21 protein-coding genes are annotated in these 20,793 nt (G+C 62.9%); 4 read left to right on the top strand and 17 right to left on the bottom strand.

Annotated elements, in window-relative coordinates; genetic code table 11:
* Nucleotides 1–4: 4 nt before the first annotated feature.
* The 5 genes from ACMGGG_RS03620 to ACMGGG_RS03600 form a co-directional block, all read right to left on the bottom strand.
* Nucleotides 5–1,627, bottom strand: coding sequence for a methyl-accepting chemotaxis protein (locus ACMGGG_RS03620; protein WP_063543316.1), 1,623 nt, complete (start codon nucleotides 1,625–1,627; stop codon nucleotides 5–7).
* A 126-nt stretch (nucleotides 1,628–1,753) separates the two neighbouring features.
* Complete coding sequence (locus ACMGGG_RS03615; RefSeq protein ID WP_414154882.1) at nucleotides 1,754–2,479, bottom strand: tellurite resistance TerB family protein; 726 nt, start codon at nucleotides 2,477–2,479, stop codon at nucleotides 1,754–1,756.
* Between the two features lie 116 nt (nucleotides 2,480–2,595).
* Nucleotides 2,596–3,702, bottom strand: coding sequence for an NADH:flavin oxidoreductase/NADH oxidase (locus ACMGGG_RS03610; RefSeq protein WP_414154881.1), 1,107 nt, complete (start codon nucleotides 3,700–3,702; stop codon nucleotides 2,596–2,598).
* A 149-nt stretch (nucleotides 3,703–3,851) separates the two neighbouring features.
* Nucleotides 3,852–5,561, bottom strand: coding sequence for a single-stranded-DNA-specific exonuclease RecJ (gene recJ, locus ACMGGG_RS03605; protein ID WP_054895080.1), 1,710 nt, complete (start codon nucleotides 5,559–5,561; stop codon nucleotides 3,852–3,854).
* A gap of 29 nt (nucleotides 5,562–5,590) precedes the next feature.
* On the bottom strand, nucleotides 5,591–6,133 hold the full coding sequence (locus ACMGGG_RS03600) for a YaeQ family protein (protein ID WP_054895081.1): 543 nt from the start codon (nucleotides 6,131–6,133) through the stop codon (nucleotides 5,591–5,593).
* Between the two features lie 163 nt (nucleotides 6,134–6,296).
* Between ACMGGG_RS03600 and ACMGGG_RS03595 the strand changes: the two genes are divergently transcribed.
* Nucleotides 6,297–7,496, top strand: a complete 1,200-nt coding sequence (locus tag ACMGGG_RS03595) for a CaiB/BaiF CoA transferase family protein (RefSeq protein ID WP_414154880.1) — start codon at nucleotides 6,297–6,299, stop codon at nucleotides 7,494–7,496.
* A gap of 20 nt (nucleotides 7,497–7,516) precedes the next feature.
* On the top strand, nucleotides 7,517–8,389 hold the full coding sequence (locus ACMGGG_RS03590; protein WP_151925413.1) for a TIGR02285 family protein: 873 nt from the start codon (nucleotides 7,517–7,519) through the stop codon (nucleotides 8,387–8,389).
* A gap of 136 nt (nucleotides 8,390–8,525) precedes the next feature.
* Here the strand turns inward: ACMGGG_RS03590 and ACMGGG_RS03585 are convergent, their stop codons facing one another.
* The 12 genes from ACMGGG_RS03585 to ffh form a co-directional block, all read right to left on the bottom strand.
* On the bottom strand, nucleotides 8,526–8,807 hold the full coding sequence (locus tag ACMGGG_RS03585) for a DUF3509 domain-containing protein (RefSeq protein ID WP_063543310.1): 282 nt from the start codon (nucleotides 8,805–8,807) through the stop codon (nucleotides 8,526–8,528).
* Nucleotides 8,808–8,885: 78 nt separating this feature from the next.
* On the bottom strand, nucleotides 8,886–9,326 hold the full coding sequence (locus ACMGGG_RS03580; protein WP_112897570.1) for a response regulator: 441 nt from the start codon (nucleotides 9,324–9,326) through the stop codon (nucleotides 8,886–8,888).
* A 187-nt stretch (nucleotides 9,327–9,513) separates the two neighbouring features.
* The gene (thrC, locus tag ACMGGG_RS03575; protein WP_054895085.1) at nucleotides 9,514–10,923 is read right to left on the bottom strand and encodes a threonine synthase; all 1,410 of its coding nucleotides are present in this window, start codon (nucleotides 10,921–10,923) and stop codon (nucleotides 9,514–9,516) included.
* Nucleotides 10,924–10,975: 52 nt separating this feature from the next.
* The gene (locus tag ACMGGG_RS03570) at nucleotides 10,976–12,280 is read right to left on the bottom strand and encodes a homoserine dehydrogenase (protein ID WP_112897569.1); all 1,305 of its coding nucleotides are present in this window, start codon (nucleotides 12,278–12,280) and stop codon (nucleotides 10,976–10,978) included.
* A gap of 82 nt (nucleotides 12,281–12,362) precedes the next feature.
* Entirely contained in the window at nucleotides 12,363–13,124 is a 762-nt protein-coding gene (locus ACMGGG_RS03565) for a DsbC family protein (RefSeq protein ID WP_054895087.1), read from the bottom strand.
* Nucleotides 13,125–13,278: 154 nt separating this feature from the next.
* On the bottom strand, nucleotides 13,279–14,175 hold the full coding sequence (xerD, locus tag ACMGGG_RS03560; protein WP_125930615.1) for a site-specific tyrosine recombinase XerD: 897 nt from the start codon (nucleotides 14,173–14,175) through the stop codon (nucleotides 13,279–13,281).
* Nucleotides 14,176–14,323: 148 nt separating this feature from the next.
* Nucleotides 14,324–14,737, bottom strand: coding sequence for an acyl-CoA thioesterase (locus ACMGGG_RS03555; protein WP_063543306.1), 414 nt, complete (start codon nucleotides 14,735–14,737; stop codon nucleotides 14,324–14,326).
* Between the two features lie 137 nt (nucleotides 14,738–14,874).
* Nucleotides 14,875–15,225 (bottom strand): 50S ribosomal protein L19, encoded by a 351-nt coding sequence (rplS, locus tag ACMGGG_RS03550; protein ID WP_023629812.1) that lies wholly within the window; start codon nucleotides 15,223–15,225, stop codon nucleotides 14,875–14,877.
* 42 nt (nucleotides 15,226–15,267) lie between these two features.
* Nucleotides 15,268–16,020, bottom strand: coding sequence for a tRNA (guanosine(37)-N1)-methyltransferase TrmD (gene trmD / locus ACMGGG_RS03545; protein ID WP_054895625.1), 753 nt, complete (start codon nucleotides 16,018–16,020; stop codon nucleotides 15,268–15,270).
* 3 nt (nucleotides 16,021–16,023) lie between these two features.
* The gene (rimM, locus tag ACMGGG_RS03540) at nucleotides 16,024–16,560 is read right to left on the bottom strand and encodes a ribosome maturation factor RimM (RefSeq protein ID WP_063543304.1); all 537 of its coding nucleotides are present in this window, start codon (nucleotides 16,558–16,560) and stop codon (nucleotides 16,024–16,026) included.
* A gap of 5 nt (nucleotides 16,561–16,565) precedes the next feature.
* Nucleotides 16,566–16,817 carry a 30S ribosomal protein S16 gene (gene rpsP, locus ACMGGG_RS03535; RefSeq protein WP_008094480.1) on the bottom strand — a complete coding sequence of 84 codons (252 nt, stop codon included), beginning with the start codon at nucleotides 16,815–16,817 and terminating at the stop codon, nucleotides 16,566–16,568.
* Nucleotides 16,818–17,056: 239 nt separating this feature from the next.
* Complete coding sequence (gene ffh, locus ACMGGG_RS03530) at nucleotides 17,057–18,433, bottom strand: signal recognition particle protein (protein ID WP_063543302.1); 1,377 nt, start codon at nucleotides 18,431–18,433, stop codon at nucleotides 17,057–17,059.
* A 287-nt stretch (nucleotides 18,434–18,720) separates the two neighbouring features.
* Here ffh and ACMGGG_RS03525 point away from each other — a divergent pair, with 287 nt between their 5' ends.
* Entirely contained in the window at nucleotides 18,721–19,530 is an 810-nt protein-coding gene (locus ACMGGG_RS03525) for an inner membrane protein YpjD (RefSeq protein ID WP_054895622.1), read from the top strand.
* 9 nt (nucleotides 19,531–19,539) lie between these two features.
* The gene (locus ACMGGG_RS03520) at nucleotides 19,540–20,745 is read left to right on the top strand and encodes a transporter associated domain-containing protein (protein WP_414154879.1); all 1,206 of its coding nucleotides are present in this window, start codon (nucleotides 19,540–19,542) and stop codon (nucleotides 20,743–20,745) included.
* The last annotated feature ends 48 nt before the right edge of the window (nucleotides 20,746–20,793 follow it).

Below are 20,793 nucleotides of genomic sequence, written 5' to 3'. Positions count from 1 at the left end.
GCCGTCAGACTTTGAAGCGCGAGACACCGCCACGCAGCCCGGCAGCCACCTGGCTCAGTTCGTCGATGGCGAAACTGGCCTGGCGCAACGACTCGACCGTCTGCGTGCTGGCATCACTGAGCTGGGCCAACGCCTGGTTGATCTGCTCGGCGCCGGTGGCCTGGGCCTGCATGCCCTCGTTGACCATCAGGACCCGTGGCGCCAGCGCCTGCACCTGATGAATGATCTGACTGAGCTGCTCGCCTACCTGCTGCACCTCGAACATGCCGCGGCGCACTTCCTCGGAGAACTTGTCCATGCCCATGACCCCAGCCGACACCGCGGACTGGATCTCGCGCACCATCTGCTCGATGTCGTAGGTGGCCACTGCGGTCTGGTCGGCCAGGCGGCGCACTTCGGTGGCCACCACGGCAAAACCGCGGCCGTACTCACCGGCTTTTTCCGCCTCGATGGCGGCGTTGAGCGACAGCAGGTTGGTCTGGTCGGCGACCTTGACGATGGTCACCACCACCTGGTTGATGTTGCTGGCCTTCTCGTTGAGGATGCCCAGCTTGGCGTTGACCAGGTCGGCGGCGCCCATCACCTGATGCATGGTTTCCTCCATGCGCGCCAGGCCTTGCTGGCCGGAACCGGCAAGGCTCGAAGCCTGGTCGGCGGCACTGGTCACCTCGGTCATGGTACGCACCAGGTCACGCGAGGTCGCGGCGATCTCGCGCGAGGTGGCGCCAATTTCCGTGGTGGTTGCAGCGGTTTCGGTGGCCGTGGCCTGCTGCTGCTTGGAGGTGGCGGCGATCTCGGTGACGGAGGTGGTCACCTGCACCGATGAGCGCTGGGCCTGGGCCACCAGGTTGGCAAGCGCCTCGCCCATTTCATTGAAACCATTCTCGATGGCGCCGAACTCATCCTTGCGGTCCAGGTTCAGGCGCGCGCTGAGGTCACCCGAGCGCAGCTTGTCGAGGGCGTGCACGATGCGTTGCATGGGAGCACTGATGGCGCGCATCAGCAGCAGGCCGCAGATACCAGCAGCGACAATCGCCAGGATCAGCGAAACGATCATGCTGCCCTTGGCGGTGGCCACGGCGCTGACGATCTCGCGGGTGGCGGCATTGGCGGATTCGGTATTGCGGTCGATCACCGAGTTCAGGTGCTTGCGCCCGTCGGTCCAGGCCGGTGTCAGTACTTCGGCGATCAGGCGCTCGGCTTCGGGGTAGTTCTTCTCGCGGTAGGCTGCCAGGACCTGGTCGACCACCTTGACGTAGGCCTCCTCGAGACGCACGAAGGTGTCGAAGGATGCCTGGTCCTGCGCGTCCTGGATCGTGCCCTGGTAGTTGGCCATCTGCGCCCTGAGGCGGTCGTGGAAACCCTTGAACAGCTCGAGGTCGGCCGAGGTCAGCTCGCGATGGTTGGACAAGCCGACCAACTGCTGGCTGGCGACGTAGCTGTCGACCCAGGCGCTGCGGATCATCGAGCTGTAGTAGATTCCCGGAATGCTGTCCGTGCCCACTGCCTGCTCGCTGGCTTCGATGGTCACCAGGCGTGAATACGCCGCTACGATCATCAACAGCATGATGGCGATGATCACGGCGAAACTTGCCAGGATCCGTTGGCGCAAGGTCCAGTTCTTCACAATCAGCCCTCAGGAATTCTTCACGAGCGGGAAAATCGTCGAAGTATAGCCTAGGCGCCAGGCGCGTTATCGGTTGAATTGCGGAGTATTCAGGCATCCCTGCCGATTAAATAGCCAATCGCCACGTCACTGTGCCGCAGCGTCCCGTACCTGGCGTTCCAGTTCCTCGCGCAAGTTCGGGTCCAGGCGCAATTGGCGGGCCAGTTCGTCAAGGTAGGCGCGCTCCATGAAGTGTTCCTGATCGACCATCATCACGCTGGCCAGGTACATCTCTGCGGCCATTTCAGGGGTCTGTGCGGCACGGGCCACTTCGGCAGGATCGAGCGGCTTGTTCAGCTCGGCATGCAGCCAGGCCTGCAGCTCGCGATCGCTGTCCAGGCGCACGAACTCGCCCTCGATCAGTTCACGCTCGCGCTCATCGATATGACCGTCGGACTTGGCCGCCGCCACCAGCGCCTTGAGCACCGCCTGGCTGTGTTGCTCGGCTTGGGCCGGCGGCAGGCGATCGAGGGTCTGTGGCTCCTGCGCAGGGGCCTGGCCCTGGCGCGCCTGCCAGTTGCCATAGGCTTTGTAGGCCAGCACGCCAAGGGCGGCGAGGCCACCGTAGGTGAGTGCCTTGCCACCGTACTTGCGCGCCTTCTTGCTGCCCAGCAGCAGCCCCATGGCCCCGGCCGCCAGCGCCCCGCCTCCGGCACCGGAAAGCAGGCCGCCAAGGCCAGAGCCCTTGCCTTGGCCACCCCCGAGCAGATCACCAAGACCGGGCACCTTGCCCGCCCCGCCCTTGTCCTGCTGGTTCTGCAGCAGTGACTGGCCGGACTTGAGCAGTTGATCGAGCAGACCACGGGTGTTCATCTGGATGACTCCTGGACGGATAGGAAAGCTCCAGAGTAGGCCCGCAGCCTGAATTCTCCCTTAACGCATTTGCTTCGGGATGTTGCATCCGGCCAGTCGAACGGGACGCGGATCCATCACTCCCGCAGATCCGACTCATGAATCGGATTGGCCCGGCTGGTCGCACGTTGGTACTGCGCAGGCCAGGTTGCCTTGTTGCCACCCAGGTCATCGTCGGCATGCAGCGGCCAGTAAGGATCGCGCAGCAGTTCGCGGGCGAGGAAGATCAGGTCGGCCTGACCGGTACGCAGGATGTGCTCGGCCTGGGCAGGTTCGGTGATCATGCCCACGGTGCCGGTGGCGACTTCCGACTCCTTGCGCACCCGCTCGGCGAAGCGGGTCTGGTAACCCGGGCCGGTCGGGATTTCGGCATTGACCGAGGTACCGCCCGAGGACACGTCGATCAGGTCGACCCCCAGCGCCCTCAGGCGACGCGCCAGCTCGACCGTCTCGTCTGGGTTCCAGCCATCCTCGACCCAATCGGTGGCCGATACCCGCACGAACAGCGGCAACTCCTGCGGCCACACCTCACGTACGGCCTCGGTCACCTGAAGCGTCAGACGAATACGGTTCTCGAAGCAGCTGCCGTACTCGTCACGCCGCTGGTTGCTCAGCGGCGAAAGAAACTGATGCAGCAGGTAGCCGTGGGCCGCATGGATTTCGACGACCTTGAACCCGGCTGCCTTGGCACGCTCGGCGGCCTGGACGAAGGCCTGGACAACACCCTGGATCTCCTCGTGGCTCAGCTCGCGCGGCGGCGTATGCTCCGGATCGAAGGCGATCTTCGAAGGCCCGACCGGCTGCCAGCCGCCGTCCTCGACCTTGACGCTGCCGTGCTTGCCGAGCCAGGGACGATGGGTGCTCGCCTTGCGCCCGGCATGCGCCAGCTGAATGCCCGGAATGGCGCCCTGGGAAGTGATGAAGCGGGTGATACGTTGCAGTGGGACGATCTGGTCGTCGTTCCACAGCCCGAGATCTTCGGCGGTGATTCTTCCGTCGGCAGTGACAGCCACCGCCTCGGTGATCACCAGCCCGGCGCCACCGACGGCGCGACTGCCCAGGTGGACAAGATGCCAGTCGTTGGCCAGGCCATCGACGCTCGAGTACTGGCACATTGGCGAAACCGCAATGCGATTGGGCAGGGTCAGCTGACGCAGGGTATACGGCTCAAGCAGCAGGCTCATGAGGGGACCTCCCAAGGACTCCAATGGTGATCCGGCCCGGACACTCGTGTGCGGCCGTGGCCCGGTACCGGTCTTCTCTGAGACTAGACCAGATTACCCTGGGGGGAGGTTCCGCCGGATGGACGCCCCGCGCTGAGGGCTGCCCTCTGTCAGCGCGGCTCCATGTGCGCAATCATCAGTTGCACGCTTTCATTGCCGCGAAACTCGTTCACATCGAGCTTGTAGGCCACCTCCACCCAACGCACCGTCGGGTTGGGCCACACGTCGCGGTCGATGCCGAAGGCGATCCCATCGAGTTTCACCGAGCCGCACTCGCTCTTGAGCACCACTTTCAGATGCCGCTCCCCCACCACGCGCTGTTCGACCATCTGGAACACGCCATGGAACAGCGGCTCGGGAAAATGCTGCCCCCAAGGGCCAGCATTGCGCAGGGCGCGGGCCAGGTCCAGATGAAACTCCTCGACCGCCAGGGTGCCGTCGGACAGCAGGCGCCCGGTCAGGTCGTCCTCGCACAACTGGCGCCGCACCTCTTCGTCGAACGCATCGGCAAAGGCCTGGAAATTGGCCTCAGGCAGCGACAAGCCGGCGGCCATGGCGTGGCCGCCGAACTTGCTGATCAGGTGCGGCTGGCGTGCAGCCACGGCATCCAGCGCATCGCGGATATGGAAGCCCGGCACCGAACGGGCAGAGCCCTTGAGCATGCCCTCGCCCGCATCGGCAAAGGCGATGGTCGGTCGGTGGTAGCGCTCCTTCAGGCGCGAGGCGAGGATGCCGATCACACCTTGGTGCCAGTCGGCGTCGAACAGGCACAGGCCATAGGGCATGGACTCGATCGGCAGGTCCTTGAGCTGGGCCAGGGCTTCGCGCTGCATGCCCTGCTCGATGGACTTGCGATCCTGGTTGAGCCCGTCCAGTTGCCCGGCCATGTCCAGCGCAACGGCGGGGTCTTCGCACAGCAGGCATTCGATGCCCAGGCTCATGTCGTCCAGCCGACCGGCGGCGTTGAGCCGTGGCCCGAGGATGAAACCCAGGTCGGTCGAGGTGATGCGCCGATGATCGCGCCGCGCCACTTCGAGAATTGCCTTCAACCCAGGACGAGCACGCCCGGCACGGATGCGCTCGAGCCCCTGGTGCACGAGGATACGGTTGTTGGCGTCCAGCGGCACCACGTCGGCGACACTGCCCAGCGCCACCAGGTCGAGCAGTTCGCCAATGTTCGGTTGGGCCTGCGTCTCATAGCGTCCAAGGCTGCGCAGACGGGCACGCAGGGCCATCAGCACGTAGAAGATCACCCCCACCCCGGCCAGCGACTTGCTGGGGAAGGTACAGCCTGGCTGGTTCGGGTTGACGATCGCATCGGCGTCGGGCAACTGCTCGCCAGGCAGGTGGTGGTCGGTGACCAGGACCTTGAGCCCGGCAGCCTTGGCCGCCGCCACGCCATCGACACTGGAGATACCGTTATCGACAGTGATCAGCAGTTGCGGCTGACGCTGCAACGCCACCTGCACGATCTCCGGGGTCAGGCCATAGCCGTACTCGAAGCGATTGGGCACCAGGTAATCTACATGGGCCGCACCCAGCAGTCGCAGCCCCAGCACACCTACGGTGCTGGCGGTGGCGCCATCGGCGTCGAAGTCGCCGACGATCAGGATGCGCTGACGCAGGTCCAGGGCCTCGACCAACAGGTCGACGGCCGCCTCGATTCCTTTAAGCTGCTGGTACGGCAACAGGCGCGCCAGGCTCTTGTCCAGTTCGGACTCGCTCTGCACGCCGCGGGCGGCATACAGCCGGGTCAACAGGGGCGGCAGGTTGCCAAGGAAGGGCAGTGCCGATGGCAGGGGGCGGGGTTCGATACGCATGGGGTCTTCGGCTGTCAGATCGGATCAGGTCAGCCGCGCTCACCGAGCAGCCACTGCAATTGGACTTCGTGCTGGCCACGGTCATCGGTGACGAATACCGTGCCTTCACTGATCATCACATCCCATTTGATGGTACGCGGCATGTCGGTGGCCAGAACCTCCAGGACTTCCTGCGGGACAGCAGCGATGCTCAGGTTTTTCAGGCCCTTGACCGCGCCGACCACCTTGTTCTCCCACACCCGCAAGCTGCCGTAGGCCAGCAGGCTGGTGCGCTCGGTACGGCGCGAGCACCAGGTGAGACGGTCGGCGTCGGGCTGGCCGACTTCGATCCAGTGCAGGATGCGATCATCCAGGCTTTTTTCCCACAGGGCGGCCTCATCGACATCCGACAGACCGCGGCCGAACGACAGGTTCTCGTTGTACCAAAGGGCGTAGGCCAGCAGACGGACGGCCATGCGTTCCTCGGTCTCCGACGGGTGACGAGCGATCGTCTGACGCACGTTTTCGTACACGCCGCGGTCGAGGTCGGTCAGATTCAGTTCGAACTTGTAGGTGGTGGAAGGCTGGGCCATGGGAAAGGGGCTTCTTTGGAGAAAGTCGCAGAGTTTAACCGATCCGAGTTTGTTGGGGTGGGTGGTTGCGCATCTGCGTGCACTGGACTCTGCCTTGCAACAGTATCTGCCATTGACCAGCTGTGATAAAACCAAGCCTCTTTTCTGTCGCCACGGACGCACCATGCCCACCCCCGCCAAACCCCTCGCCGGTCTGAAGGTCATCGAGCTCGGCACCTTGATCGCCGGCCCCTTCGCTTCGCGTATCTGCGCCGAATTCGGCGCCGAGGTGATCAAGGTCGAATCACCTGATGGCGGCGATCCGCTGCGCAAGTGGCGCAAACTGTATGAAGGGACTTCGCTGTGGTGGTTCGTCCAGGCGCGCAACAAGCAATCGCTCACGCTCAACCTCAAGCACCCCGAAGGACGCGAGATCCTCAAGCAATTGCTGGCCGATGCTGACATCCTGATCGAGAACTTCCGCCCTGGCGTGCTGGAGAAACTCGGCCTTGGCTGGGAGGTGCTGCATGCCCTCAACCCACGCCTGGTAATGGTACGCCTGTCAGGCTTCGGCCAGACCGGGCCGATGAAGGACCAGCCAGGCTTCGGTGCCGTCGGCGAGTCCATGGGGGGCCTGCGCTACATCACCGGTTTCGAGGATCGTCCGCCCGTGCGCACGGGTATTTCCATCGGCGACTCGATCGCCGCCCTCTGGGGCGTGATTGGTGCACTGATGGCCCTGCGCCACCGCGAAGTCAATGGCGGTGAAGGACAGGTGGTGGATGTAGCGCTGTACGAGGCAATCTTCGCGATGATGGAAAGCATGGTGCCGGAGTTCGATGTGTTCGGTTTCATTCGCGAGCGCACCGGCAACATCATGCCGGGCATCACCCCCTCCTCCATCCACACCAGCGCCGACGGCCGGCACGTGCAGATCGGCGCCAACGGCGATGCGATCTTCAAACGCTTCATGCAGGCCATCGGCCGCGACGACCTCGCCGAGGATGCAACCCTGGCCAGCAACGATGGCCGTGACCTGCGTCGCGACGAGCTGTACGGGGTGATCGACCGCTGGGTCAACAGCCTGCCGCTGGAACAGGTGATGCAGGTGCTTAACAACGCAGGCGTGCCTGCCAGCCGCATCTATTCGGCCGAGGACATGTTCAGCGACCCGCAATTCCTCGCCCGGGAAATGTTCCTTCAGGCGAAGCTCCCAGACGGCAAGCCCTTCAAGATGCCGGGGATCGTGCCCAAGCTGTCGCAGACACCCGGCGCTACGGAGTGGGTCGGGCCTGCGCTGGGAGAGCACACGGCGACACTGCTCGCCGGGCTGGGCTATAGCACTGCCGAGGTGGCACGCCTGCGCGAGCAGGGGGCGGTCTGATCGGGCGTCGAGCAAGCATGATGCGCATGTTTGTGCTGCTCTGCGTCCTGCTGTTGTCCTCGCAGCAGGGCCAGGCCCGTGAACGTTTGACCTGGCTGCTGCGCGACCTGCCGCCGTTCACTATTTTCGAAGGCCAGGAAAAGGGCCAGGGCGTGGTCGATCGCATGCTGCCCCTGCTCATCGAGCAGATGCCCGAATTCGATCACACGGTCCTGCGGGTAAATCGCGCGCGCGGCATCCAGATGCTTCAGGAACGCAGCTTCACCTGCGACCCCACCCTGCTATGGACACCGGAACGCGCCCGTTTCGTGCATTTCTCCCAACCCACGCTGCCCATCCTCAGCAGCGGGCTGGTCATCCGCAAGGCAGACCCGGGACGATTGGACGAATCCGAGGACGGCACGCCTGTGGACCTGAAGCAGGTGCTGGAACGGCCAGGGATGAAGTTGGGAATCGTGGCACAACGCAGCTACGGAGTAGTGGTCGACGATATCCTGCGCCAGTTGCCAGAAACCACGCTGAGCCGCCACTACGGCAACGATGCCACCGCCAACCTCTTGCAGATGCAGCAACTGGGGCGCCTGCAACTGGTACTTGGGTACTGGCCGGAGGTGCGCTACCTGATCCAGCAGCAGGGCGGCTCGCTGGACAGCTACCAGTTCCACCCGATCAAGGGTGCGAATCGCTATCAGTTTCTGCATGTGGGCTGCTCCGACACGCCACTGGGACGCCAAGCCATCGCCCATATCGACAAGCTGTTGCCGCACCTGCGCCAGGAAGTACTCCCTGAGTTCTACGCAAGCTGGCTCGACCCCGAACTGCGCACAGAGTACCTGGAGCAGACACGGCACCTGGTCGAGGAGCTTCCCTCTGCAGCCAACGCCCAGCCATGACGCAGGCAAAAGAAACCCCGGATGCTGGGGAAGACATCCGGGGTCAACTCAAAGCCCTTGAGCGGACTCTGTACGGCGGTCCAACGCTACCGGAGCAAAGCAGCGTTCGAACACCCTATAAAGTCTGACGAGACACTCAGGCAAAGGTTCCCTGAGGTTGATGTCGGTGTTGCAAGGCCGCGATCACACAAGGCTGCAGACGCCCCTCGACGATCTGCAGGTCGCGGTGCAGACCGTCGACCAGATCGACCAGCAAGCGCTGCTCCTGTAGCTGACGCACACTCACGGCGCGGCGCAACACCTCGTTGCCCTGCGCATCGAGCAAGGTGAGTTGGCGATTGCCGCGCGCATCTACATCGTCGAGGCGGGTGTGATAAGGGGACAGGGCATCGTTGAGCAGGGAGCAGATTCTTTCCATCCGGCGTACTCGCTTTGTCGGGGACCTATCGGAACTGACCGCCAGGCACTTCGGAAAGTTCGCCCGCACGCGTCTGTATCAGCGAGCATGCGTGGGCAACATGACCGTTTCGATATCCCGCCCGGAGTACCTGCGCGGCGGCCGACGCAGCCGCTGCAATGCCGCCTGCAACCCCCTGATCGACAACGGCCAGGGCAATTGGGCAACCACCCACTGCCCCTGACGCTGGGCCTCGACAGCGAGATCAGGGCCGCGCACAGGGGGCTGTCCGACGAACAGTAGCGCACGGGCATGGCCTTGCCGGGTCACGTGCTTCAACAGTGCCTGGGCGCTCAGCGCCGGCATGCCATGGTCGATGATGAGCATGTCCAAGGCTTGCATCTGCGCCATGCTTGCCTTGGCGCTGGCCAGATCGCAGGCAATGCGCACGTTGAAAACCCCCAGGGCATTGCAGGCCTGGTGCAAAGCGATCTGCTGGGCAGGATGAGACTGGACGATAAGAATGTTGAGCCGGTGCATGAGCCGCTCCTGAGGGCTGCGAGCCCTGATGGACAGGGCGCCCACTCTAGAAAAGCAGCATAGGGACTCAAATAGGAAAAGCCTGAAAAGACGAAGGATGATTCTGTAATTAAAAGAACCGCTCAAACGCAAACGGGGCAAGCCGATGTTCCGACTTGCCCCGCCCAATGCTCTCGAGTACCGCGTTTTACAGCGGCTTGCCGCGGTTGCCGTGCTGGCTGACGAAGGCCTGGACCGCCTTCAGGTCATTGGCCAGGACCGTGCAACGCTCCTCGCGGCTGAACAGGTCGCTCAAGTGCGCCGGCAACTCGAGGGCCTTGCCGACACCGGCCTTCTCCACCGCTTCGGGGAATTTGACCGGATGCGCGGTGCCCAGCACCACCATCGGCGTGTCCAGGCTGCGACGGCACTCACGAGCGGCTTTGACGCCGATTGCCGTGTGCGGATCAAGCACTTCGCCGGTGGCCTTGAACACCTCGGCGATGGTCTCGCAGGTCTGCTCGTCGCTCACCGCCAGGGAGTCGAACAGCTTGCGCGCCTCGGTCCAGCGATCCTGCTCCACGCTGAAACCGCCACCTTGCTTGAAGTTGGCCATCAACTCGGCGATCGCGGCACCGTTGCGACCGTGCAGATCGAACAGCAGGCGCTCGAAGTTGGACGAGACCATGATGTCCATCGACGGCGACAGCGTTGGGTGCAGGGCATCCTTGACGTACTGGTTGCCGCTCATGAAGCGGTGCAGGATGTCGTTGCGGTTGGTGGCCACCACCAGTTGGCTGATCGGCAGGCCCATGTTGCGTGCCAGGTAACCGGCAAAGATGTCGCCGAAGTTGCCGGTCGGGACCGAGAACGCGATCGAGCGCGCCGGGCCGCCCAACTGCAGTGCTGCATGGAAGTAGTAGACGATCTGGGCCATGATCCGCGCCCAGTTGATCGAGTTGACCGCCACCAGGCGAGTGCCCTTGAGGAAGGACTGATCGGCGAAGCTGGCCTTGACCATTTCCTGGCAGTCGTCGAAGTTGCCTTCGATGGCGATATTGTGGATGTTGTCGCCGAGGATGGTGGTCATCTGCCGACGCTGAACTTCCGACACACGCTGGTGCGGGTGCAGGATGAAGATGTCGACGTTGTCGCAACGGCGGCAGCCTTCGATGGCGGCAGAACCGGTATCGCCGCTGGTGGCGCCGACAATCACCACGCGCTCGCCACGCTTGACCAGCACGTGGTCGAGCAGACGGCCAAGCAGTTGCAGGGCGAAGTCCTTGAACGCCAGCGTTGGGCCGTGGAACAGCTCCATCACCCACTCGTTGCCGTTCAACTGGCGCAGCGGCGCCACCGCGGCATGGGCGAAGGCACCGTAGGTTTCCTCCAGGATCTTCTTGAAGTCGGCGTCGGCGATGCTGCCGGTGACGAACGGGCGCATCACCCGGAAAGCCAGTTCGTGGTACGGCAGGCCGGCCCAGGACGCGATTTCTTCCTGGGTGAAGCGTGGCAGGTTCTCCGGCACGTACAGGCCGCCATCACTGGCAAGGCCAGCCAGCAGGACGTCTTCGAAATTCAGGGCCGGCGCCTGGCCGCGAGTACTGATATAGCGCATTGTGCAAACCTTCGGTTCTGGGCGCGGGCCGCCGTCGCGGCCCGCCGCTGAATTAATTGAGCTGTTCGACGCGGATGCGCACGACGTTGCCGACCACATCCTGCAGGGCTTCAAGAGCGACGATAGCATCGTTGATACGCTGCTCGACCACGCGGTGCGTCAGCAGGATCATCGGCACCAGGCCGTCCTGCTCCTCGGCTTCCTTCTGCATGATCGACTCTATGTTGATGCCACGCTCGGACAGGATGCTGGCGACCTGGGCCAGCACGCCTGGGTGATCCTTGGCCTGGATACGCAGGTAGTAGGCACTTTCGCAAGCCTCGATCGGCAGGATCGGGTGCGCCGACAGCGAATCCGGCTGGAAGGCCAGGTGCGGAACGCGGTTTTCCGGGTCGGAGGTCATGGCACGCACCACGTCCACCAGGTCGGCGACCACCGACGAAGCGGTCGGCTCCATGCCGGCACCGGCACCGTAATAAAGCGTAGACCCTGCAGCATCACCGTTGACCATCACCGCGTTCATCACGCCGTTGACGTTGGCGATCAGGCGGTCGCTCGGGATCAGCGTCGGGTGCACGCGCAGCTCGATGCCGTCGGCGGTACGGCGGGCCACGCCCAGGTGCTTGATGCGATAGCCCAGGGCTTCGGCGTAGTTGACATCGGCAGTGGTCAGGCGGGTGATGCCCTCGGTGTAGGCCTTGTCGAACTGCAGCGGAATACCAAAGGCGATGGAGGCCAGGATGGTCAGCTTGTGCGCAGCATCGATGCCCTCGACGTCGAAGGTCGGGTCGGCCTCGGCGTAACCCAGCGCCTGGGCTTCGGCCAGCACGTCAGGGAAGGCACGGCCCTTTTCACGCATTTCGGTGAGGATGAAGTTGCCGGTGCCGTTGATGATCCCGGCCAACCAGTTGATGCGGTTGGCCGACAGGCCTTCGCGGATCGCCTTGATCACCGGGATACCGCCGGCAACTGCAGCCTCGAAGGCCACGATCACGCCCTTTTCACGGGCCTTGGCGAAAATTTCGTTGCCGTGCACGGCAATCAGCGCCTTGTTGGCGGTGACCACGTGCTTGCCGTTCTCGATGGCCTTGAGCACCAGATCGCGTGCAATGGTGTAGCCACCGATCAGCTCGATGACGATGTCGATTTCGGGGTTGGTCGCGACTTCGAACACATCAGCGGTAATGGGGGTACCGGTAATCTGGCAGTTCGGGTTCTGCGAGCGCATGGCAATCTGAGCCACTTCAATACCGCGCCCGGCACGACGGGCAATCTCCTCGGCGTTGCGCTGAAGTACATTGAAGGTACCGCCACCGACGGTCCCCAACCCACAGATGCCTACTTTGACCGGTTTCACTGTGAACTCCCCATTGAACGGCCGGCACCTGCGCCGACCGTGAAACATGCCGTCACCCCATGACGACGGCGTATTGAATGAATTACTTGGCGGCTTGCGCCTGGCCGGCCAGGGCCAGCTTGGCCACCTGCGGTGCCGGCTGGTAGCCCGGGATCACCTGGCCGCTTTCGAGCACGATCGCTGGCGTGCCGTTGACACCGATCGACTGGCCGAGCTGGAACTGCTTGCTGACCGGGTTGGCGCACTTGGCCGCCTTGATTTCCTTGCCGTCGACCATCTTGTCCATCGCCGCACGGCGATCGCTGGAGCACCAGACGGCCTGCAGCTGCTCATCACCCGGCGAGCCCAGGCCCTGACGCGGGAAGGCGACATAGCGCACTTCGATACCGCGCTTGTTCAGCTCCGGCACTTCGGCGTGCAGCTTGTGGCAGTACGGGCAGGTCGTGTCGGTGAACACGGTGATGTGCGATTTGGTTTCGCCCTTGGCCGGGTAAACCACCATTTCAGCCGCAGGAATACCGTTGATCAGCTTGGCGATACCCTGGCGTTCGGTTTTCTCGGTCAGGTTGACCGGCTTGCCATCCTGGATCTGGTACAGGTAGCCCTGCATGACGAACTGGCCGTCTGCGCTGGCATAGAGCACGCGACCGCCCTGCAGCTTGACTTCGTACAAGCCGCCGACCGGGCTGCTGGCGACGCTTTCGATCGGTACTTCCAATTCCAGGGTCTTGAGTGTGTTGCGAATGGCCTGCTCGGCACCGGCAGTGACGTCGGTGGCCGCAGCAACGGCAAAGGTACTGGCCAGCGCCAGGGCGGCGGCGGCAAAAATCTGGGTCACGCGCATGGGGTACTCCTGAAGGCGGACGGGGACCGGAGGACGTCGCCTGCGGAAAAATCGCGGCAACCGGGCGGTCCCTGGTGCAAACCGCTCAAGCCTACCACATCAGGCCGCAGCGAAATCACTGTCTGATGGCCGCCGGGCGGAACATGAAAATCATTCATCCACGTGGATGGTGCTGGGCGTGCAACTGCTGCAAACGAGCCTTGGCGACGTGGGTGTAGATCTGCGTGGTGGAAAGGTCGCTGTGCCCCAACAACATCTGCACCACCCTCAGGTCGGCCCCGTGATTGAGCAGATGCGTAGCGAAAGCATGGCGTAGGGTGTGCGGTGACAGCGGCTTGTCGATCCCGGCCACGCGGGCGTGATGCTTGATGCGGTGCCAGAAGGTCTGGCGGGTCATTTCCTCGCCCCGCAGGCTGGGGAACAGCACATCGCTGGGGCGCCCGTTGAGCAGCTCGGACCGGCCGTCACGCAGGTAGCGCTCGATCCACAGCACCGCCTCCTCGCCCATCGGCACCAGGCGCTCCTTGCTGCCCTTGCCCATCACCCGCAGCACGCCCTGGCGCAGGTTGACCTGATCGAGAGTCAGGCTCACCAGCTCGGTGACCCGCAGGCCGCAGGCGTAGAGCACCTCGAGCATGGCGCGGTCGCGCTGGCCGATGGCTTCGGCCAGGTCCGGCGCCTTGAGCAACGCTTCGACATCCGCTTCCGACAGGGACTTGGGCAAAGGCCTACCCAGTTGCGGCATATCGACCTGCAAGGTCGGGTCTACACCTATGAGCTTTTCCCGCAGCAGATAACGATAAAAACCACGCACTCCAGAGAGAAAACGTGCAGTGGAACGCGGCTTGTAACCCTGATCGAAGCGCCAGGCAAGGTGGTCGAGGATCGAATCGCGACCAGCATCGGGCAACGTCACGCCACGCTCCTGCAACCAGCCATTGAACAGGGCCAGGTCGCTGCGGTAGGACACGCGGGTGTTGTCGGACAGGCCTTTTTCCAGCCAGAGGGCATCGAGAAACTGATCGATCAGGGGGTGGTCCAGGGCGGGCATTCGGAGGGCTGCTGGGTGTCGAAAGTGGGCTAGTGTTTCACAGACGCATAATTGTTGTCTGTACCGGCCTCTTCGCGGGTAAACCCGCTCCTACAGGGATCGCGTAGCACCTGTGGGTTTCCCCGCGAAAGGGCCCGCACTGGAGAACTCAGGCCTGAGCCAGTACTGGCACCGGCCGCTTGTCCTCGTCGATGGCGACGAAGCTGAAAACCCCATGAATCGCACGCTCGCGGCCGTCGAGATACATGTTCTCGACGAACACATCGACCTGTACCTGCAAGCTGGTATTGCCCACCTTGATCACGCTGCCAACCAGCTCGACGATCGAGCCCGCCGGAATCGGGTGCTTGAAGTCAATGCGGTCGGTGGATACGGTCACCAACGGCAGGCGACAGAAACGCGTAGCGGCGATGAACGACACCTCGTCCATCCAGGCCAGCGCGGTGCCGCCGAACAAGGTGTTGTGGTGGTTGGTGGTGTTGGGGAAAACGGCCTTGGTCACGCGAGTGATCGACAGCTCGGTACGCCGCTGGATTTCCTGATCTCTTGGGGTGGTAGTCATGGGGTACTCACTTTGCAAGGGAATGGCAGCGGAGCGACCCGCGAAGCAGGCAACACCAATACCACAGAATGCAAAAAAGCAGCCCGAAGGCTGCTTTTTCTCTCGCAAGGTGGCCGAAGCCACCGGTCAAACTGCACTCAGGACAGTTTTTCCTTGATGCGAGCGGCTTTGCCGGACAGGTCGCGCAGGTAGTACAGCTTGGCTTTACGCACGTCACCACGACGTTTCACGGCCAGGCTGTCGATCTGTGGGCTGTAGGTCTGGAAGGTACGCTCTACGCCAACGCCGCTGGAGATCTTGCGCACGGTGAAAGCGCTGTTCAGACCGCGGTTACGCTTGGCGATAACAACGCCTTCGAACGCCTGCAGACGCGAGCGATCGCCTTCCTTCACTTTAACCTGAACGACAATGGTGTCGCCTGGTGCGAAGGTCGGGATTTCCTTGCTCATCTGCTCGGCTTCGAGCTGCTGGATGATCTTGTTGGTCATGCTGTGCTCCTAAGATGGATAACTCGATCCACCATCGATACGTTAACTATCGTCCCGCTCGCGGAGGTATTCCTCGAGCAGCTTCTTCTCTTCTCCAGAAAGCGAGCGACTTTCCAGAAGATCGGCGCGTCGTTCGAAGGTCCTACCAAGGGACTGCTTCATTCTCCAACGCCGGATGTGTGCATGGTTGCCACTTAGCAACACGTCGGGTACACGCTGATCCGCATACACCTCAGGTCGGGTGTAGTGCGGGCAATCCAGCAGACCATCGGTGAAGGAGTCTTCCTCCGCCGAGTCCACATGCCCTAAAGCTCCGGGCAGCAGCCGCGTAACCGCATCGATCAGTACCATGGCCGGCAGCTCGCCACCGGAAAGTACATAGTCACCAATCGACCACTCCTCATCGACATGAGCTTCGATAAAACGCTCGTCGATGCCTTCATAACGACCGGCGATCAGGATCAACGATTCCTGTTCGGCCAGGCCTTTGACCGCCTGCTGAGTCAGCTTGCGGCCTTGTGGCGAGAGGTAGATCACCTTCGCCGATGCTCCGGTTGCCTGCCTGGCACTGGCCAGGGCGTCTTCCAGAGGCTTGATCTTCATCACCATGCCCGGACCACCGCCAAACGGCCGATCATCCACCGTGTGGTGGCGATCAGTGGTGTAGTCCCGTGGGTTCCAGCAGGTCACTTGCAGCAACCCCTGTTTCACCGCACGACTGGTAATGCCGTACTCCGTGATGGCCGAGAACATCTCGGGGAACAACGTGACGACTTCTACTCGAAGGTTACCCATCGTCTAGAAATCCGCGTCCCATTCGACTCGCATCACACCTGCTTCCAGGTCGATTGCCAGCACGCATTGCTCCGTATAGGGCAACAGACGCTCGCGATCATCCAGGCTGCCTGCGCAAGGCTTGACCACCATTACATCGTTCGCACCGGTCTCCAACAGGTGATCGACCTTGCCGAACAGTTGTTCGTCCTGGTTGATGACCTTCAGGCCCTGCAACTGGTACCAGTAGTACTCGTCGGCGGCCAGGTTGGGCAAAAGGCTCCGCGCAATGCAGATTTCGTAACCGCTCAGAAGACGGGCTTCATCGCGATCGTCGAGGCCTTTCAGTTTCACGACCAGGCCCTTCTGGGAGCCACGACCGTTGACCAGCTCGACCTGCTTTACCTTGCCTTCGTGCCGAAGCGTCCAGCGCGGATAATCCAACAGGTTTTCAATCGGATCGGTAAAGGAATACACCTTCACCTCGCCGCGAACGCCGTGAACCGAAAAAATCTTGCCAACGACGATGAGGTCGTCAGCCTTTTCTGGCGTCGCGTTCATACTGCTCAGGCAGCAGCCTTGGCAGCGTCCTTCAGCAGCTGAGCAACACGCTCAGACGGCTGCGCGCCCTGGCTCAGCCAGTAGGTGACGCGTTCCTGGTTGACCGACAGCTTGACTTCGGCGCCCGAGGCGATCGGGTTGAAGAAGCCAACGCGCTCAACGAAACGGCCGTCACGGGCGTTACGCGAGTTGGTCACGGTCAGGTGGTAGAAAGGGCGCTTTTTCGAGCCGCCACGGGCCAGACGAATGGTTACCATGTGAACATCGTTCCTATAGTCGGTACTGCAGTCAGTGCTGCAAATCTGAATGCCAAATAGGCACACGGGTGCCCAAAAGGCCGCATATTCTCAGGGAATACACGGACATTTGCAAATGGCTTTTTCGCAAGAGCCATGCAAAGCAATCCAGACCTGCCGCTTAAGCCGCTGTTTTGCGGCGCTTTCCCGCCAAGGCGGGGTCTGCCTGGCCGCCTATCAAGGCGACCAAGCGGATTCGGTTACAGCTTCGGCATGCCGCCGCCCGGCAGCATCCCGCCCAGGCCACGCATCATCTTGGCCATGCCGCCCTTGGCGGAGAATTTCTTCATCATCTTCTGCATCTGCTTGTGCTGCTTGATCAGCCGGCCGATATCCTGCACCTGCGTGCCGGAGCCCAGGGCGATACGGCGCTTGCGCGAACCGCTGATCAGGTCGGGGTCACGGCGCTCGGCAGGGGTCATGGAGTTGATGATCGCTTCCATCTGCTTGAATTGCTTCTCGGCCGCCCCCTGCGCGTTGCCCATCTGCGACAGGTTGACGCCACCGATGCTGGGCAGCTTGTCCATCAGGCCACCCAGGCCGCCCATGTTCTTCATCTGCTGCAGTTGGTCGCGGAAGTCTTCGAGGTCGAAGCCCTTGCCCTTCTTCAGCTTCTTGGCCAGCTTGTCGGCCTTGGCCTTGTCGATGTTCTGCTCGGCCTGCTCGATCAGGCTGAGCACGTCGCCCATGCCGAGGATGCGCGAGGCGATGCGGTCGGGGTGGAAAGGCTCGAGGGCTTCGGTCTTCTCGCCCATACCGATGAACTTGATCGGCTTGCCGGTAATGGCGCGCACCGACAGCGCGGCACCGCCACGGGCATCGCCATCGACCTTGGTCAGCACCACGCCGGTCAGCGGCAGCGCCTCACCGAAGGCCTTGGCGGTGTTGGCGGCGTCCTGGCCGGTCATGGCATCGACCACGAACAGCGTCTCGACCGGCTTGACCGCCGCGTGCAGGGCCTTGATCTCGTCCATCATGTCGGCGTCGATGTGCAGACGGCCGGCGGTATCGAGGATGACCACGTCGATGAACTTGATCTTGGCTTCGCGAATCGCCGCCTCGGCGATATCGACCGGCTTCTGGCTGATGTCGGACGGGAAGAAGGTCACGCCGATGTCGTTGGCCAGGGTTTCGAGCTGCTTGATCGCCGCCGGGCGGTAGACGTCGGCGGACACCACCATGACGGTCTTTTTCTTGCGCTCTTTCAGGAAGCGCGCCAGCTTGCCGGCAGTGGTGGTCTTGCCCGCGCCCTGCAGGCCTGCCATCAGTACCACGGCTGGCGGAGCGGCATTGAGCGCGAGGTCTTCGTTGGCCGCGCCCATCAGGCTTTCCAGCTCGGCCTGGACGATCTTCACGAACGCCTGGCCCGGCGTCAGGCTGCGCGACACCTCGGTGCCGACCGCACGCTCCTTGATGCTGTTGACGAAGTCCTTGACCACCGGCAGGGCGACGTCGGCCTCGAGCAGGGCCATGCGCACTTCACGCAACGTGTCCTTGATGTTCTCTTCGGTCAGCTTGGCCTTGCCGGTGACATGGCGCAGCGTCTGTGACAGGCGGTCGGTCAGGTTTTCGAACATGGTGATCCTTTCAGGCCCAATAAAGCCGAGGTTGTTCAGGTGCCCTGGCGGATATCCACACGCGAAGGGCACAGCAAGCCGCGCATTATAACGGAGAGCGGCGGTGGCGCACACCTTGGTGCCGAGCGGTGATCGGGGGGGCCGTTCGCGGGCAGCCCGCGCCCAAGAAACTCAGGGGCTGCAGGAGCAGGCTTGGCCGCGAAAAGGCCGAGGCGGTCTGCAGTCTTCCTAGGCAACCGCGTTCTATGCCAAACTCCCCTCCTTTAAGGGCTCGCCTACCAGGACCTATGCTCTCCTCACCCAGCCTCATCCCCAACCTGATCGCAGCCATCCTTTATATTGCCGCGACGGCCTATCAAGGTTCGCGCCTGGCACAGGGTGCCAAGGTCGACAAACGCCTGCTCGGCCTGCTGGGCGTGATTGCCGTTGTCGCACAGACCTGCGCCCTGTTCTTCCAGTTGCTCACCCCGCTGGGCCTGAGCCTCGACTTCTTCAGCGCCGCCAGCCTGATCGCCACCGCGGTGATCGCCCTGACGCTGCTCGCCTGCCTGAGCATTCCGGTGGAGAACCTGCTGGTGCTGCTGTTCCCGCTGGGGGCAGTGACGGCGCTGCTGGCCCAGTTCGCACCGGCGGGCACCGTGCCGCTGGTCAATGAAGAACCCGGCATCCTGGCGCATATCCTGCTGTCGATCCTCGCCTACGGCCTGTTCACCATCGCCGTGGTCCAGGCGTTGCTGCTGTTGCTCCAGGACCACCAGCTCAAGCACAAGCATCCCTCGGGGCTGATCCGCAACTTCCCTCCACTGCAAACAATGGAAAGCCTGCTGTTCGGCTTTCTCTGGGCGGGCTGGATCTTCCTGTCGCTTTCGCTGATCTCCGGCTGGCTGTTCTTCGAGAACCTGTTCGCCCAGCACCTGGTACACAAGACCTCGCTGTCGTGCCTGGCCTGGATCGTGTTCAGCGTCCTGCTGTGGGGGCGCAATCGCCTGGGATGGCGCGGGCACAAGGCGATCCGCTGGACCCTGGCGGGCTTCTGCCTGCTGATGCTGGCCTATTTTGGCAGCAAGCTGGTTCGCGAATTCATCCTGCACATCTGACGGGCAATCATGGACACTTTGCCGTACGCCCCGCTGCTCGGCACCCTGATACTGGCGCTGCTGTGGTCGGCGCTGTTCAGCGCGGTCGAGGCCGCCCGCCAGCAGCTCAACGGCCACGCCCGCGCCGGTGAAGCCGAACAGCCCACCCTGCCCGCCCAGGCCTTGGTGCTCTGTGCCAGCCTGGGCAGATTGCTGGTGCTGGGCCTGGCCTGCCTGATCGGCCAGCGCTACAGCGGCGAGCATGGTTTCTGGCTGGCCGGGCTGTGCGCCACGCTGGCACTGCTGGTGCTGACCGAATACCTGCCAAGGCGCCTGGCCCGGCGCAACCCACAGGCCTATGTCAGCCTTGGCGCCAGCCTGCTCAAGCTGCCACTGGCGGCACTGCAGCCTGTGGCCTGCCTGCTCGACGGCACGGCCAAGCTGATCCTGCGCCCATTGCGCGTACAACCCAACGCCGTCGCCCTGCACCCACAGGATGACGACGCCCAGGATGACGACGAGCCCCACGAACCACCACGCCAGGGGCTGATCGAGGGCCTGCAAGCGCTGGACAAGATTACCGTCAACGACATTCTGGTCCCGCGCAACGAAGTCGACGGCATCAACCTCGACGACCCGATCGAACAGGTCATCGAACAGTTGATCCTCAGCCGCCACACCCGCCTGCCCGTCTATCACAACGACATCAACCAGGTCGAAGCGATCCTCAACACCAAGCTCATCAGCCACCTGCTGCCACGCGCCGAACTGACCCTGGAGAAGCTGCAGGCCGCCTGCTACGAGCCCTACTTCGTCCCGGAAAGCACCCCACTGCAAATGCAACTGCTGAACTTCCACAAGCAGCAGCGGCGAATGGGCGTGGTCGTGGACGAGTACGGCGAAGTGCTGGGGATCGTAACGCTCGAAGACATCCTTGAAGAGATCGTCGGCGAGTTCGAGGACGAACAGAGCCTGGACAACCCCCATATCCATCCCCAGCCCGATGGCCGCTTCATCATCGAAGGCACCGCCTCGCTGCGCGAGCTCAACCGCAGCCTGGGATGGCACCTGCCCTGCGACGGCGGCCCGAAAACCCTCAATGGCCTGGTCACCGAAGCACTGGAAAGCATCCCGGCAAGCGCGGTATGCCTGAAAGTCGGACGCTACCGCCTGGAAATCCTCGAAACCGAGGACAATTGCGCCAGCAAGGTACTGGTCTGGACCTTAACCCGATAGCTATACTCGGGCCACGCTTACCCAGCCCTGCCGTCCCGCCTGCTACCC

Origin of the sequence: Pseudomonas sp. BNK-44-b (assembly GCF_047456245.1) — a bacterium.
In the GTDB taxonomy this organism is placed as follows: domain Bacteria; phylum Pseudomonadota; class Gammaproteobacteria; order Pseudomonadales; family Pseudomonadaceae; genus Aquipseudomonas; species Aquipseudomonas machongensis.
Note: the sequence above shows the minus strand (reverse complement) of the source record. Positions and strands in the feature narration are given on the sequence as shown.

What these genes read in the sequence shown, in the direction of transcription:
- recJ (WP_054895080.1), bottom strand. Translation starts at nt 5,561, where the DNA reads ATGCGTATCGAACCCCGCCCCCTGCCATCGGCACTGCCCTTCCTTGGC.
- ACMGGG_RS03595 (WP_414154880.1), top strand. Translation starts at nt 6,297, where the DNA reads ATGCCCACCCCCGCCAAACCCCTCGCCGGTCTGAAGGTCATCGAGCTC.
- ACMGGG_RS03580 (WP_112897570.1), bottom strand. Translation starts at nt 9,326, where the DNA reads ATGCACCGGCTCAACATTCTTATCGTCCAGTCTCATCCTGCCCAGCAG.
- ACMGGG_RS03615 (WP_414154882.1), bottom strand. Translation starts at nt 2,479, where the DNA reads ATGAACACCCGTGGTCTGCTCGATCAACTGCTCAAGTCCGGCCAGTCA.
- ACMGGG_RS03525 (WP_054895622.1), top strand. Translation starts at nt 18,721, where the DNA reads ATGCTCTCCTCACCCAGCCTCATCCCCAACCTGATCGCAGCCATCCTT.
- ACMGGG_RS03600 (WP_054895081.1), bottom strand. Translation starts at nt 6,133, where the DNA reads ATGGCCCAGCCTTCCACCACCTACAAGTTCGAACTGAATCTGACCGAC.
- xerD (WP_125930615.1), bottom strand. Translation starts at nt 14,175, where the DNA reads ATGCCCGCCCTGGACCACCCCCTGATCGATCAGTTTCTCGATGCCCTC.
- ACMGGG_RS03555 (WP_063543306.1), bottom strand. Translation starts at nt 14,737, where the DNA reads ATGACTACCACCCCAAGAGATCAGGAAATCCAGCGGCGTACCGAGCTG.
- thrC (WP_054895085.1), bottom strand. Translation starts at nt 10,923, where the DNA reads ATGCGCTATATCAGTACTCGCGGCCAGGCGCCGGCCCTGAATTTCGAA.
- ACMGGG_RS03520 (WP_414154879.1), top strand. Translation starts at nt 19,540, where the DNA reads ATGGACACTTTGCCGTACGCCCCGCTGCTCGGCACCCTGATACTGGCG.
- rplS (WP_023629812.1), bottom strand. Translation starts at nt 15,225, where the DNA reads ATGACCAACAAGATCATCCAGCAGCTCGAAGCCGAGCAGATGAGCAAG.
- ACMGGG_RS03585 (WP_063543310.1), bottom strand. Translation starts at nt 8,807, where the DNA reads ATGGAAAGAATCTGCTCCCTGCTCAACGATGCCCTGTCCCCTTATCAC.
- ACMGGG_RS03590 (WP_151925413.1), top strand. Translation starts at nt 7,517, where the DNA reads ATGCGCATGTTTGTGCTGCTCTGCGTCCTGCTGTTGTCCTCGCAGCAG.
- rimM (WP_063543304.1), bottom strand. Translation starts at nt 16,560, where the DNA reads ATGAACGCGACGCCAGAAAAGGCTGACGACCTCATCGTCGTTGGCAAG.
- ffh (WP_063543302.1), bottom strand. Translation starts at nt 18,433, where the DNA reads ATGTTCGAAAACCTGACCGACCGCCTGTCACAGACGCTGCGCCATGTC.
- ACMGGG_RS03610 (WP_414154881.1), bottom strand. Translation starts at nt 3,702, where the DNA reads ATGAGCCTGCTGCTTGAGCCGTATACCCTGCGTCAGCTGACCCTGCCC.
- ACMGGG_RS03565 (WP_054895087.1), bottom strand. Translation starts at nt 13,124, where the DNA reads ATGCGCGTGACCCAGATTTTTGCCGCCGCCGCCCTGGCGCTGGCCAGT.
- trmD (WP_054895625.1), bottom strand. Translation starts at nt 16,020, where the DNA reads ATGGGTAACCTTCGAGTAGAAGTCGTCACGTTGTTCCCCGAGATGTTC.
- rpsP (WP_008094480.1), bottom strand. Translation starts at nt 16,817, where the DNA reads ATGGTAACCATTCGTCTGGCCCGTGGCGGCTCGAAAAAGCGCCCTTTC.